The organism is uncultured Paraglaciecola sp. (assembly GCF_913058035.1).
Taxonomy (GTDB): Bacteria; Pseudomonadota; Gammaproteobacteria; order Enterobacterales; family Alteromonadaceae; genus Paraglaciecola.
Genome location: NZ_CAJXPA010000016.1, coordinates 1 through 14340, shown reverse-complemented (window position 1 = coordinate 14340; position 14340 = coordinate 1). Strand labels below are relative to the sequence as shown.

At 39.6% G+C, this 14340-nt stretch carries 11 protein-coding genes and 1 tRNA gene; 9 read left to right on the top strand and 3 right to left on the bottom strand.

Features of this window, described 5'->3' with window-relative positions:
* The first annotated feature begins 12 nt into the window (after positions 1–12).
* The gene (locus QZ562_RS03835) at positions 13–1866 is read left to right on the top strand and encodes a diguanylate cyclase (protein WP_293757083.1); all 1854 of its coding nucleotides are present in this window, start codon (positions 13–15) and stop codon (positions 1864–1866) included.
* Positions 1867–1868: 2 nt separating this feature from the next.
* A complete protein-coding gene (gene hemB / locus QZ562_RS03830; RefSeq protein WP_293757081.1) occupies positions 1869–2867 on the top strand; it encodes a porphobilinogen synthase in 999 nt (332 codons plus the stop codon).
* 81 nt (positions 2868–2948) lie between these two features.
* Here hemB and QZ562_RS03825 read toward each other — a convergent pair whose 3' ends face one another.
* Together QZ562_RS03825 and rhlB are read right to left on the bottom strand one after the other, a co-directional pair.
* Positions 2949–4466, bottom strand: coding sequence for a guanosine-5'-triphosphate,3'-diphosphate pyrophosphatase (locus QZ562_RS03825; protein WP_293757079.1), 1518 nt, complete (start codon positions 4464–4466; stop codon positions 2949–2951).
* Positions 4463–5725: an ATP-dependent RNA helicase RhlB gene (rhlB, locus tag QZ562_RS03820; RefSeq protein ID WP_293757077.1), complete on the bottom strand. Its 1263-nt coding sequence runs from the start codon at positions 5723–5725 to the stop codon at positions 4463–4465. The genes QZ562_RS03825 and rhlB overlap by 4 nt, the downstream gene beginning before the upstream one ends.
* A 101-nt stretch (positions 5726–5826) precedes the next feature.
* Between rhlB and trxA the strand changes: the two genes are divergently transcribed.
* The 7 genes from trxA (at position 5827) to QZ562_RS03785 (ending at position 13218) form a co-directional block, all read left to right on the top strand.
* Complete coding sequence (trxA, locus tag QZ562_RS03815) at positions 5827–6153, top strand: thioredoxin TrxA (protein WP_293757075.1); 327 nt, start codon at positions 5827–5829, stop codon at positions 6151–6153.
* 333 nt (positions 6154–6486) lie between these two features.
* Positions 6487–7752, top strand: a complete 1266-nt coding sequence (gene rho / locus QZ562_RS03810; protein WP_293757073.1) for a transcription termination factor Rho — start codon at positions 6487–6489, stop codon at positions 7750–7752.
* A gap of 155 nt (positions 7753–7907) precedes the next feature.
* Positions 7908–9197: an amidohydrolase gene (locus QZ562_RS03805; RefSeq protein WP_293757071.1), complete on the top strand. Its 1290-nt coding sequence runs from the start codon at positions 7908–7910 to the stop codon at positions 9195–9197.
* A gap of 129 nt (positions 9198–9326) precedes the next feature.
* Positions 9327–9821 carry a 5-(carboxyamino)imidazole ribonucleotide mutase gene (purE, locus tag QZ562_RS03800; protein WP_293757069.1) on the top strand — a complete coding sequence of 165 codons (495 nt, stop codon included), beginning with the start codon at positions 9327–9329 and terminating at the stop codon, positions 9819–9821.
* Between the two features lie 25 nt (positions 9822–9846).
* On the top strand, positions 9847–10986 hold the full coding sequence (locus QZ562_RS03795; RefSeq protein WP_293757067.1) for a 5-(carboxyamino)imidazole ribonucleotide synthase: 1140 nt from the start codon (positions 9847–9849) through the stop codon (positions 10984–10986).
* Positions 10987–11127: 141 nt separating this feature from the next.
* Positions 11128–11203 (top strand) — tRNA-Thr (locus tag QZ562_RS03790).
* A gap of 434 nt (positions 11204–11637) precedes the next feature.
* Positions 11638–13218 (top strand): GGDEF domain-containing protein, encoded by a 1581-nt coding sequence (locus QZ562_RS03785; protein ID WP_293757065.1) that lies wholly within the window; start codon positions 11638–11640, stop codon positions 13216–13218.
* 66 nt (positions 13219–13284) lie between these two features.
* Here the strand turns inward: QZ562_RS03785 and prmA are convergent, their stop codons facing one another.
* Entirely contained in the window at positions 13285–14169 is an 885-nt protein-coding gene (gene prmA, locus QZ562_RS03780) for a 50S ribosomal protein L11 methyltransferase (protein ID WP_293757063.1), read from the bottom strand.
* Positions 14170–14340: the final 171 nt, after the last annotated feature.

Sequence of the window (14340 nt, the reverse complement as noted above, 5' to 3'; positions counted from 1 at the left end):
AAGACATGGCTTTTGGTAATTATCAGTATTTTTGTTGCCGTCCTTTTTGCAATCACTAGTTTTACTAACCCAATCCGCCCAAGCCATTCATTAATAGTAGACGTTGAATACTTGGTTGATACAAATAAACAGTATTCGATTACTAGTATATTGAGCACCTCTAATAATATTTGGCAGCAACATAGTCAAGATTCAAACACATTAGACATGTTTAACAAGTTACTTTGGTTCAGGTTTACTCTCGATAGCCTAGATCCTAAACAACCTAGGTTGCTGGAAATTGATAACGCATTATTGGATAGGGTTAACCTTTGGTTTGTGCGAGGCAACGAGATACTCAATGAATATCAGATAGGGGACTCTTTACCCTTCTCGCAGCGTGTCATTGAGCATGAAAGTTTTTTATCTCCGGTACCAACAAAAAGCCAAGAGATAGTCGTTTACGTTAGCACCTTATCTAAAGGGTTAAACCGCCTGCCTTTAAATATTTGGCAACAACAAGACTACTTAAAATTCACCAGTAAAAGTAACTTAATCGCAGGTGTATTTTTTGGTTTAATGTTAACAATGGGATTCATTAGCCTGTTCTTTTTTGTCACAACTCGTAACGCCACTTTTTTAGTCTATGCTGGCTATGTTATGTTTTTAGCTTTGACACTAGCGGCGCTACAAGGTTTAGGTTATCGCTATATATGGCCTAATTCAACTTGGTTGCAGCAAAATGCAATAGGAATCTTTGCCCATTTAACTGTGTGGTTCTCGATTATATTTTGTGATCTGTTACTGAATGTCAGAGTCTACAGCGTGAAGTTTAGTAAGCTCCTTAACGTCATTGCTTACGCTTTTTTAATCAATCTAGTCATCAGTTTGTTTATACCACTCCCCCTATTTTTTAATATATTTTTAATCATGTTATGTACCAGTAGTATATTTATTTTCAACGTCTCAGTTAGATTATGGATAAAAGGTTCGCTCATCGCACGATATTACACATTGGCATTGGCAATCTTATTTATTAGTGCTTGTGTAATAAGCGTAGATACACTCAATGTAATCGACTTAAACTTATCTTCTAACTACACATTGATGCTGAATATGAGCGTAGAGACTATTCTTTTAGGACTTATTCTAGGTATCAGCCATCACCAACAACGCCAAGTATACCTTGATACGCAAGCTGAGTTATTGAACAAAGAACGTCAAGCTCAGCATAATCAAATTGATATGTTAGCGTTACAAGAGAACACTACTGAAGAGCTTGAGTACAAGGTACAAGAACGCACACTAGAATTAGAAATTGCCCTTCGTGAATTATCTGAAACTAACCGCGAACTTCAAGAAAAAAATACTATAGATGCATTAACAGGGATCCGAAACCGCAGTTATTTTAACAAAAAATATCAAGCCGAAGTGCGAAAGAGCCGACGAGAACGAACCCAGTTATCTGTAGTAATGATAGATATTGACCATTTCAAAAGCGTAAATGATCAATATGGCCATTTAATTGGCGACGAATGTATCAAAGCAGTTGCTCGCACATTCAAAAATGCCTTAAAAAGACCCAGTGATAATGTATGCCGATATGGTGGCGAAGAGTTTGTCCTCATTTTACCCAGCACCGACTTAAAAGGTGCTTTGATTTTGGTAGAACAGCTTAGAGTTAAAATAGAAAAAACGAACATACATACTGACGACGTAACAATAAACATTACTATTAGCGCCGGTATAGGGACTGCAATAGCTGACATTACACAACCAGAAGATAATATTTTAGCCTTAGCGGACAAACAACTATACGCTGCCAAAAATGCAGGTCGTAATAATGTTCAAGGTAGCCATATAGACTTCATTCAACAGCAGGATTAATTATGATTGAACAATTTCCCAAGACTCGAATGCGTAGGTTACGTAAACAAGATTTCACTCGCAAACTGGTGGCAGAAAACCAACTCACTGCCAGTGACCTAATTTATCCCATGTTTGTGTTGGAAGGCGATAATCAAAAACAAGCAGTGCCTTCCATGCCTGGTGTTGATCGTTTATCTATTGATTTGTTAGTGAAAGAGGCACATGAGCTTGTAGAACTCGGCATTCATGCTATTGCTCTTTTTCCAGTGACACCGATGCAAGTCAAATCATTGTGTGCAAGTGAAGCCTTTAACCCCCAAGGGTTGGCTCAAAGGGCAGTGCGCGCCCTTAAGCAGTCGTTGCCTAACATAGCTATTATCACTGATGTTGCGCTAGACCCATTTACCTCTCACGGCCAAGACGGTCTGATTGACGAACAAGGTTATGTGTTGAATGATGAGACCATCGAGGTCTTAGTTAAACAAGCACTATCTCATGCGCATGCAGGCGCTGATATTATTGCACCTTCTGATATGATGGATGGACGTGTCGGCGCTCTTCGTCAAGCACTCGAAAGCCATGGTTTTATCAATACTTGTATAATGGCTTATTCGGCTAAATATGCTTCAAGCTATTATGGGCCTTTCAGAGACGCGGTAGGTTCAGCAAGCAATATAAAAGGAGGCAATAAAAAAAATTACCAAATGGATCCTGCTAATTCAGACGAAGCGATGCGTGAAATCGCATTAGACTTACAAGAAGGTGCCGACATGGTCATGGTCAAACCCGGTATGCCTTATTTAGATATAGTAAGACGATGCAAAGATGAGTTCAAAGTCCCCACTTTTGCTTACCAAGTTAGCGGTGAATATGCCATGCATAAAGCTGCGTTTGCTAATGGTTGGTTAAATGAAGATGAAGTGATTTTAGAATCACTTCTAGCTTTTAAACGAGCTGGCGCTGATGGAATTTTGACTTATTTCGCAAAGCAGGCAGCAATACTTTTGAGACAAGACTAGTCGGTTGAGTATCTACATTAAGCAGCAACGTTTTCACTGTTTCATCTATTTATTTAAAATCAATAACTTAAAAGTATTTATTTAGTAGCATTCTAAAATCCAGCCCACTTTATATTGTTGCCATTTCTCGTTAGCAAGTTCAGCATCTATTAGTGGGTGCGATTTTAGCCATCCTTTAGGAAAAGTAAGTGTCCACTTTTCATCTGAGGCTTCTACCGTGAAGTCTGCTAGCAAATTATCCTTGCGTCGGATTGACAGTAAACAAGATAATCGTAACACCCTGACTAATATCAAAAGTGCTTGGCGAACTTCTGGATGAAAAGAGCTAAATAAACTGAGGATTATTTCCTGTCTGTGACACTGTACTAAGGTTTTAATCCCAGCTCTTTGCTGTTGTGTGTAACCCACCATAGGCAAGTGACTCAGTATGTATGCGCCATGTTGGTGGTGTAATTTGTATTCAATGTGTAAGCCCGTCTCATGCAACATGGCCGAAGCCATCAAAATGGCTTCACAATCGACCTTGCCTAATAAAACTTGATTTTGTACTTGTTCAAACAGACTAAGCGAAATGTCCTTAACACGATTGGCGTGTTCAGGCTCTATGTGAAAGCGCTCAATACATTGTTTAAGAGTCTGCAACCTGCGATCATTTTGTTGCATATTATCCAGCATGCCATAAATAAGGCCTTCGCGCAGTGCCCCGCCAGATATCTGCATTTCTTCGATATTTAACTGTTCAAATAAGGCAATAAGTATCGCTAATCCACTAGGGAAAATCGCACGTCTGGATTCTGTTAAGCCCTCTATTTGCAATAAATCTATCCTCTCACAATCAATACATTGTTGTTTTAGATTATGTAAATAATCAATACGGATAGAATCACTGATCCCCTGCGCTACTAATATTTCAGTAATGGCTTGGGGAGTGCCAGATGCACCTAAGCATTGCTGCCAATCGAAACTGATAAAGTCATCGATTAGAGGTTTCAGTAAAGAAGTGGCCTCTTCAATGGCACGCTCAAAATTTTGATCTGATAAAGTGTCGTCTGCAAAAAAACGTTCTTTGAAGGTGACACATCCCATATTTATGCTAACCAAATGTATAGGGCTCATATCATTACCAACGATCACTTCTGTACTTGCGCCGCCAATATCAATAACTAAAGAATTACCTTGATTGGCTGAAGTGTAAGCGACACCTAAATAGATTTGTCTCGCTTCTTCCTCACCATCAATCACATTTAATTTATGATTGAGAATTTGTTCGGCTTTTTTTATAAATACATCTGCGTTAGTCGCTAAGCGTAATGTGGCGGTACCCACAATTTTAATATTTGAAACAGGGATATCTTGCAAACGTTCAGAAAATGTTTCTAGGCACTTCCAGCCTCTTTCAAGACTCGGCTGGTCTAGCACCATATCCCTATCTAGCCCAGCGGCAAGACGCACTTTTTGCTTAACCTTACCGATAATATACACACTACCAGCCACAACCCGCACAATTACCATATGAAAACTGTTAGAACCTAGATCTACAGCTGCATACAGTTGCTCAGGCTGAGAAAAAGGGGTAATGACTTTAGCGTTATTATTCATTTATTTCGATTAGGACGTGGGCCTGAAGGGCGTTTTTGATGGCTCTTACCACTTTGCATACGTTTTTTAAAGCGAGGTTTTGGTGGTGTAACTTCACGCATTAAATCATTTGGGTTGTACTCTGTCACTGGAATTGAATGCTGAACATACTCCTCAATCGCCGGTAAGTTAAGTGCATATTTTTCACAAGCAAAACTGATCGAACTACCGCTTTCACCAGCACGTCCGGTTCTACCAATACGATGCACATAATCTTCTGCATCATCGGGTAAGTCGTAATTAAATACATGACTCACCATTGGAATATGTAAACCACGTGCCGCAACATCTGTGGCAACCAACACATCAAGTACACCAGAAGTGAAGTTCTCTAGTATTTTGAGGCGTTTATTCTGGGGTACATCACCACTTAACAAACCAACCCTGTGTTTATCCGCTTCTAACCAGTCAGATATCCTTTCACAGCCGTGTTTGGTATTGGCGAACACTATAGCTTTGTCCGGCCATTCTTCTTCCATCAAAGTGAGTAACAAAAAGGGTTTGTCTTCGTCTGATGGATAAAACAGCTCTTCTTTTACTCGTTCTGCGGTTTTCCTTTCTGGTTCAATCTGAACATGGGTAGGATTATCCATGTGATCGTACGCTAACTCTTGCACTCGGTAAGATAAGGTAGCAGAAAACAGCATACTCAGACGTTCAGTAGGTTTGGGCATTCTATTAAATAAATAACGAATGTCTTTGATAAAGCCGAGGTCAAACATACGGTCGGCTTCATCTAATACTGCAACCTGAATTGAGGCTAATGAAAAGATGTTTTGTTTATAGTAATCAATGATTCGACCTGTGGTGCCGATAATAATATCTACACCACCTTGAAGTTTCTCCCGTTGACTTTGATAACCCTCGCCCCCATAAATTAAACCAAGGCTTAATCCTGTGTGTTGGCTAAGTAATTCTGCATCGTTAAAAATTTGCACAGCTAGCTCACGGGTAGGTGCCATAATGATTGCCCTAGGCTGACGTTTTGAGTCCTGAGGGTTAGTCAACAAATAGTGGAAAGTGGCAACCAAAAATGCGATGGTTTTCCCTGTACCAGTTTGTGCTTGACCGGCCAGATCATTGCCTTTCAGCAAAGGCGGTAAGCTCAAAGCTTGGATAGGTGTGCAGAGATTAAAATTGGCTTCAGACAGCGCATCTACAACCTGCTGATGAATAGGTAGGTCTGAAAATTTTGTATCGGTTAAATGTGTAGTTGGCATAGCTTATAGCTTATCATTGCTTGCATTAATAACCAGTTTCTATATAACAATCACAACATGGCTGAGTCATCTCAGCGAAAGAGAAAATTACGGAGAAAAGAATGAGCGACAAAATTATCCAGTTAACTGATGATAGTTTCGAGGCCGATGTTATCAATGCTGCTGGTCCTGTGTTAGTTGATTTTTGGGCAGAGTGGTGTGGTCCATGTAAAATGATCGCACCGATACTGCATGAAGTGGCTGACGAATTTCACGGCAAAGTAACAGTTGGTAAGCTGAATGTCGATGAAAATAACGAAACTCCCCCTAAGTACGGCATTAGAGGTATACCTACATTATTACTATTTAAAGGCGGTAATGTAGCAGCGACAAAAGTCGGGGCATTGTCAAAAACCCAGCTTTTAGAGTTTTTAAACGAAAACATTTAATTTTGACCTTTCAAAATTAAATTTAATAAGCTCGGTGCTTGCTGAGCTTATTAAATATTTATACCATTATAATGCTTCCAGCCATTAGTTTTATTGTATATAGCTTATTCTAGGTATTCTACAAATCATATTAATTGTAGAATATGAGTCTAAATCAGCTAAGAAATCGACAATTCACTAGACGCGGCAATTATTTGGTGCTAAATTTTAATCGTTCATGACTGAACAGACCCACACTTCGCTCAAATCAGAGATATAAATAAGTAATAACCTTTGAATCAATCAATCAAACTGGCTTTTAAGACAAGCTTCTAGCATAAAGACCCACCAATTATGAATCTTACCGAACTCAAGAACAAAACTATAAGTGAACTAGTTAGCCTAGCCGAAGAAATGAAGTTAGAAAACATGGCTCGCGCTCGCAAACAAGACATTATTTTTTCTATCCTTAAATCTCACGCTAAAAGCGGTGAAGACATTTTTGGTGATGGCGTACTGGAAATTCTTCAAGATGGTTTTGGATTTTTGCGTTCCAACGACTCTTCATACTTGGCAGGTCCAGACGATATATACGTCTCTCCTAGTCAGATTAGACGCTTTAACTTGCGAACTGGTGATACGATTTCTGGCAAAATACGTCCACCAAAGGATACCGAACGTTACTTTGCTTTGTTAAAAATAAGCGAAGTAAACTACGACCGTCCTGAAAATGCGCGTAATAAAATATTATTTGAAAACTTGACACCATTACATGCCAATGAACGTTTAATTATGGAACGTGGAAATGGTAGTAGCGAAGACATTACTGCTCGAGTTTTAGATTTAGCTTCTCCAATTGGTCGAGGCCAACGTGGATTGATCGTGGCACCACCTAAAGCAGGTAAAACATTACTTTTACAGAATATTGCTCAATCTATCGCCGCTAATCACCCAGAGTGCCTTTTGATGGTGTTATTGATTGATGAGCGTCCAGAGGAAGTAACTGAGATGCAGCGCTTAGTTCGCGGTGAAGTTATTGCCTCTACTTTTGATGAGCCAGCCAGTCGCCATGTACAGGTTGCTGAGATGGTGATTGAAAAAGCCAAACGTTTAGTCGAACATAAAAAAGACGTCGTCATTTTATTAGATTCTATTACGCGTTTGGCACGAGCCTACAACACAGTTATACCTTCATCAGGCAAGGTATTAACGGGTGGTGTAGATGCTAATGCATTACACAAACCTAAACGTTTCTTCGGCGCTGCACGAAACATTGAAGAAGGCGGTAGCTTAACCATTATTGCCACAGCATTGATTGATACTGGTTCTAAAATGGACGAAGTTATATACGAAGAGTTTAAAGGCACGGGTAATATGGAATTACACCTGAACCGTAAAATTGCTGAAAAACGTGTATTTCCTGCGATTGATTACAATCGTTCTGGTACCCGTAGAGAAGAATTGTTAACCACTCAAGACGAATTACAAAAAATGTGGATATTGCGGAAAATTGTGCATGAAATGTCTGAAATAGACGCGATGGAGTTTCTTATCGGTAAATTGTCTATGACTAAAACTAACAACGAGTTCTTTACTGCTATGCGCAGACAAAAGAGTTAACTTTATCCTTTGAAAAAAAATCCGCTTGTAGGCAACTGCTGGCGGATTTTTTTGTATCTATTTCAGGTAATACTTTATACCAACATCCCTTAATATTTGACAAGCAGATGTGGTTTTAACATATTAGATATTCCCTCACTTGCAATCGATTACCAATGAAACAGTTTATACCCATCTTATTACTCTTAATTTTTGCTCCCAAATTAATCGCAGCACCTAACGTCCAACAGATGTTTAACGATATCGAACCTCAAGTTATTAAGTGGCGTCATCATTTGCACCAAAATCCTGAACTATCCAACCGCGAATTTGAAACGGCAAAGTATGTTACCAAACACCTAAAAAGCCTTGGTTTAGAGGTACAAACAGGAGTAGCAATAACAGGTGTAGTAGCAATACTTGATAGTGGTAAACCAGGACCAGTAGTTGCGTTGCGAGCTGATATGGATGGACTACCTGTACTTGAAAAAAATAATTTACTTTGGAAATCTACCAAGCGTGGTGAACTTGAAGGTAACGACGTACCAGTTATGCATGCCTGTGGTCACGATACTCATGTGGCTATGCTGATGGGTACAGCAGAAATTTTAGTTAATATGAAGAGTCAGTTGCGCGGCAAGGTGAAGTTTATTTTTCAACCTGCAGAAGAAGGTGCACCTAGAGGTGAAAAAGGTGGGGCTGAACTAATGGTCAAAGAAGGCGTACTCGATAACCCATCAGTTGACGTGATTTTTGGTTTGCATATTAGCTCTGCTACCGACGTAGGTAAAATTCGCTACAAAGAAGGTGGAATTATGGCTGCAGTTGATCCCTTTAAAATAGTGATAAAAGGAAAACAAGCACACGGCGCTTATCCCTGGTTGAGTGTCGATCCAATCACAACAGCAGCGCAAATTATCATGAGCTTACAAACTATTGTCAGCCGAGAAATCAAACTTATTGATGAAGCTGCTGTGGTAACAATAGGCTCTATTCATGGCGGTAATCGCTCGAACATTATCCCTAATCAAGTCGAGTTAGTAGGTACCATTCGTACTTTGAACAAAGCCGCGCGTGAGCACATGTATGAAGCAATACCCAGAAAAGTAAAAGGTATTGCTGACAGTATGCGTGCAGAAGTCGAAGTAACTTTGCCTTTAGATTATAATTACCCCATAACCTACAATGATCCTGAATTAACAGAAAAAATGGTACCTACACTTATTAGGAGCGTTGGTCGCGAGAATGTTATATATAGCAAACCCGTAACAGGGGCAGAAGATTTTTCGTTTTTTCAAGAAAAAATACCAGGGTTGTATATGTGGATAGGTGGTAAACCCCTAGATGTCCATGTAGACCAAGCTCCCGCTCATCATACATCAGAGTTTTATGTTGACGATTCAGGTATGAAAACAGGCGTAAAATTACTTACAGATTTAACATTAGATTATATGCATCTGCATTAAAATAGTCTTTTAAAGAACGGCTGGTCGGGATGGTTTCTATGCTGATTGCGATAGGCTACAATGCCTGTCCAAAAATTTGGGGGGATTAGTTTCTTCCCGTGTAATACATGTGATTTAGGAAGGACAGTTATGCCAAATGTAGCAATAGTGATGGGGTCAAAGTCTGACTGGCCTACTATGCAAAACGCAGGACTAATGCTAGAAAAGCTTGGGGTAAGTTACACAGCAAAAGTTATATCTGCCCACCGTACCCCAAATTTACTCACTGACTTTGCCGAAAATGCGGCTGACCAAGGTTACCAAGTCATCATTGGTGGTGCAGGTGGGGCGGCACATTTACCCGGTATGATTGCAGCACATACTCATCTTCCCGTGTTTGGTGTACCCGTTCGCTCAAGCCAACTAAATGGTATAGATTCTTTGTTATCTATCGTGCAAATGCCAAAAGGCGTAGCGGTTGGTACTCTAGCTATCGGTGATGCGGGCGCAGCAAATGCCGGATTGCTGGCAGCACAGGTCATCGGCTTACAGAACCCTGAAGTGCAACAAGCAATCAAAGATTTTCGAGCTGAGCAAACTGCTACTATTTTAGCGCAAGAAGAATTAGTTTTGCCCTCTTTATGATAAACACTAACGCGAGACTGTGTAAATGAGCATATTAGTGCTTGGAGCAGGCCAGTTAGCTAGAATGATGGCTCTAGCTGGTTATCCACTTGGAATAAGTGTTCAGGCAGTTGACGTAGTTGATAACAAAATTGTCGACCCAGTGACTAAACTTGTCATCAATAACTCCTTAGATAGACTTATTGAGGAAGTTGACGCTATCACTGTTGAGTTTGAACACATTCCTGAGGACCTACTTGAATTAGTTCATACCAGTGGCAAACTCAAACCGAGTGTCGAAGCAATTTTAACCGGTGCTGATAGAGTACGTGAGAAAAAACTGCTCGCAAAACTGGCTATCGCTAACAGTCCATTTGAAATAGTCACTGATGTTGAACAACTAGATAACGCAGTTGAAAAGCTGGGCGAAAGGTTGATCATCAAAGCCAGCAGAGACGGTTATGATGGGTATGGTCAATGGCGTTTAGAAAGCAAAAGCGAATTGCCTGGTCTTAAGCAGAAGTTGTCGAAATTAGACTTACAAAAAGTTCCCTTAATTGTTGAAACAATGCTCAACTTCGATCGCGAGCTTTCATTAGTCGCAGTTCGTAACGGCGAAGGTGACATTGCCTATTATCCGCTTGCAGAAAACTTACACCATAAGGGTCAATTACATGTTTCTATTGCTCCTGCTCCAAATGTAGACACGCCCCTTAACCAACAGGCGCAAGATATCTTCAATAAATTATCGGAGTCTTTGGATTACGTTGGGGTATTAGCAGTTGAATTTTTCCAAATTGGTCAACAATTACTGGTTAATGAAATCGCACCACGGGTTCACAATTCAGGGCACTGGACCATGCAAGGTGCAGACACCTGCCAGTTTGAAAACCACTTGAGAGCTGTCAGGAGTCTTCCTCTAGGCTCAACTAAAGTTACTTCACCGACTGCCATGATCAATATCATAGGTTGTCAAGCCTTTGCCCGCGACATGCTTAGCATCCCCGGTTGCCATTTACACTGGTACGGTAAAGCATCACGCAAAAAGCGTAAAATGGGACACTTTAATTTATGTGCTGATAATTATGCTGAGTTAGGAAAAATTATGCTTGCTTTGGCCGAATATCTGCCAATCGAACACTTTCCCATGCTTAAAGATGAAGCAGTCAAATTAACTAAACTTTAGACTTCCAGTTAAAAAATATTTTATTTGATTGACAACATATAAATTATGCATACAATAGCGCTCGTTTTCGGGGATAGCTGTGATTCAACAGTTTTACCAACAACCTGAAAGCAGCGTCATCCAGTAAGTTTTATTCTGTGTGCCGACTTAGCTCAGTTGGTAGAGCAACTGACTTGTAATCAGTAGGTCACCAGTTCGACTCCGGTAGTCGGCACCATTTTTCAAGATTTAGCGACCACTTCGTAATTAATCGCTAATTCTTGCAGCTTTTCGATTCCCGTAATCAGTTCAATTCTTTTAGAGTTTGTCAAATTCTTGTTATATCAAGCGCCTAAGCATTATAACAAAACTATTTCGCTAATCGTCGCAGCTATTACATTATTAGCTTCCTTGATTTGTAATCTACTGCACAAAACTCCTCAGCTACCATTAATCGAAAAAGTAATGTTCTATTCTCTGTTTTTTAAAACCGTTTTTCTTTAAACATCACCAATAGACTTGGTAAATAAACGACTAACTTTTAAGACTAATTACAAACAAGCGCTATCGAATATTAGTGGAATATTTTATAATATCTATTCAGCTTGTTTTCTTGGGATCTAGAACAACAGCGTAAATTTTATTTATTCTTCCATTTTCTCTAAGGCGATAATGCCAAAATTATATTTACTGTTAATCATATTGTTAATCAGCTCTTTTTTGCATGCTCAAGAAAACATACAAAATAATGAATATTGCCAAATTCAACTAATAAGCACCGAACAAACCCACTCTGCTGACCATCGTATTGAGATCCTTAATAAAGAAAAGGTAGCGTTATTATCTATACCCAAAGGTAAGAGTCGCTTGCGTCTTGACTGTAGGTTAAAAGACCAAGCGGTTTTTACCTTTGATAACACCGAAATAATGGATTTATCTTGGGAAACTAAACAAGTTAAGCTCATCCAATTAGCGGCAAATAGCCCATCATTTTTACTGCCAACTGGTACTTTTTCTGTCGATTTTTTATTTTTAAACCATCATAACCACATGCAAAATTTTGCTTGGACACCCATTGCAACTTTTCTTAATAACAGTCTGTTTAATAATATTTTTATGGGAATTTTTTACGGGTTGTGCCTGACCTTGATCTTATATGTTTATTTTATGGGTCGAATTGTTGGGGATACTAGATTTCAATTTTATAGCTTGTATGTGTTTTGTGCCGCCACCTTTTTTTTGCTTCAAGAAGGGCAACTAAATATATTCTTGGCGCGGCATAGCTTTTTATTAAGTCATCAATTTTATCTACTATTTGCTGGTTTTACTGTTTTCACAGCCACAGTCTTTATTGTGCGTTTGACAGATCTACATGCAACATGGCCCAAATTAACCCGCTATGTTTTGGAGTTAGGAGCAAGCAGTGTATTACTGGTATCTGTATTACTGTTATTTCTTAACCATAACAGCCTATCGGCTCTGTTAGGTGGGGCAATGGGCAAAATGACTCTATTGCTGATGTTGGGTATTTTAATCTTGATATCCATACAGGCCTACCGAAATATACAAAGTGCCAAGTTAGTACTGTTAAGCTTAGTCTTAATGGTGATCGCTATGGTCTTTCGAACTGTTTTGGATGACGTCAATCCATTTTTACAGCGTTATGCTCTGATCATAGCTTTTGCCGTTGAAGCCTTTATGTTAGCAGTAGCGGTGTCAGCGAGAATTAAAAATATCCAAGCAGATAAAATATTAGCAGAATCACAAGCGAATACAGATGACCTTTGCAACGTATTGAACCGGCGTGGTTGGGATAAGAAGGTTAACGATGTATTAAGCAAACAAAAAATAGAAGGCGGCGTTATTTGTTTATTATATATAGATTTAGATAACTTCAAACAGACAAATGATAAATGGGGTCATGATATAGGTGACAAGGTACTCAAGGTATTAGCAGACATCATCCGTAACCAGTTACGTTCTGTCGATAGTATTGGGCGAATCGGGGGCGATGAATTTGTTGCGTTAGGAATCTTTAACGATCGCACGGAAGCCAGTAATTTAGTCCTAAGAGTACAAAAGAAATTACAAAACGTTAGCTTGCATATTGATAAACAGACAATAATAAAAATCAGTGCCAGCGTCGGTCATGTTATTTATGATGCGCCGCCTAAAGGTGCAAATGATATGTTAAGTCAGGCCGATAAGTCTATGTACCAAATAAAAAGGGCAAACAAACAGGGACCTTACTGATAAGTGCAGTATTTTAGAAATAAGCACTAGTATTGATAATTCAACACCCCCACTGATCTGCTAACTCTAAAGCGTTATTTTAACCCCAGACACCCTCGCCCATTCACCGTCTATTTCGATCGGTTCCATATGAAAATCTTGACTGTATAAGTCGTTAATTTCTTGGGCTTGGTTGTCTAGAATTCCCGACAACACTAATTTACCACCCGTTTTACAGTATGCGGTGATGACCGTTCTTAATTCACGCAATGGTGCGGCCAGTATATTGGCTAACACCACATCAGCTTGAAGTTCAGGTTGATGTTCTGGTAAATACAATTCAATTTTTTCGCCCACATCGTTACGATTAGCATTATCTTGACTGGCTAATAAAGCTTGAGGATCGATATCGATACCTACAACACGCTGAGCACCTAGTTTAAGAGCAGCTATACCCAATATCCCCGAACCACAACCAAAATCAACCACGGTTGCTTCAGACAGTTCTAAACGGTCTAACCATCTTAGGCACAGACTTGTTGTTTGGTGTGTGCCCGTTCCAAACGCTAATCCAGGATCGAGCATCACATTCACTGCATTGGGATCAGGTACATCACGCCAGCTAGGACAAATCCATAAGCGTTCGCCAAATTGCATAGGGTGGAAATTTATCATCCATTCCCTTTCCCAATCTTTGTCTTCTAGTTGGTCTAATTTATGATTGAAGTTTTTACCCAGCAGCTTGGACTTACTCAGTTGGCTAATCACTCGCGACATATCGTATTGCGCGTCATACAAGCCTACAATTTGGGTATCTGGCCACAACATTACTTCACCAGGTTTAGGTTCATACATGGGCGTATCTTTAGCATCCACAAAAGTCACGGCTTGTGCACCATTGGCTGATAACATTTCGCCAATTTGTTCAGCGTATTCTGCTTGGCTATTTATTTTTAATTGGATCCAAGGCATTAGCAAACTCACGATTAGAAATTTTAACGAGTATAACATTAGCAAACCTGAGATTAGTTAAATGATCAGGCATAAAAAAAGAGCGATAAACGCTATCTATGTGTAATACACTCTTTACGACAAGTTAATGTCCACCCAGACCGAGTACTTTCTCTAAATAATGACTGTTTG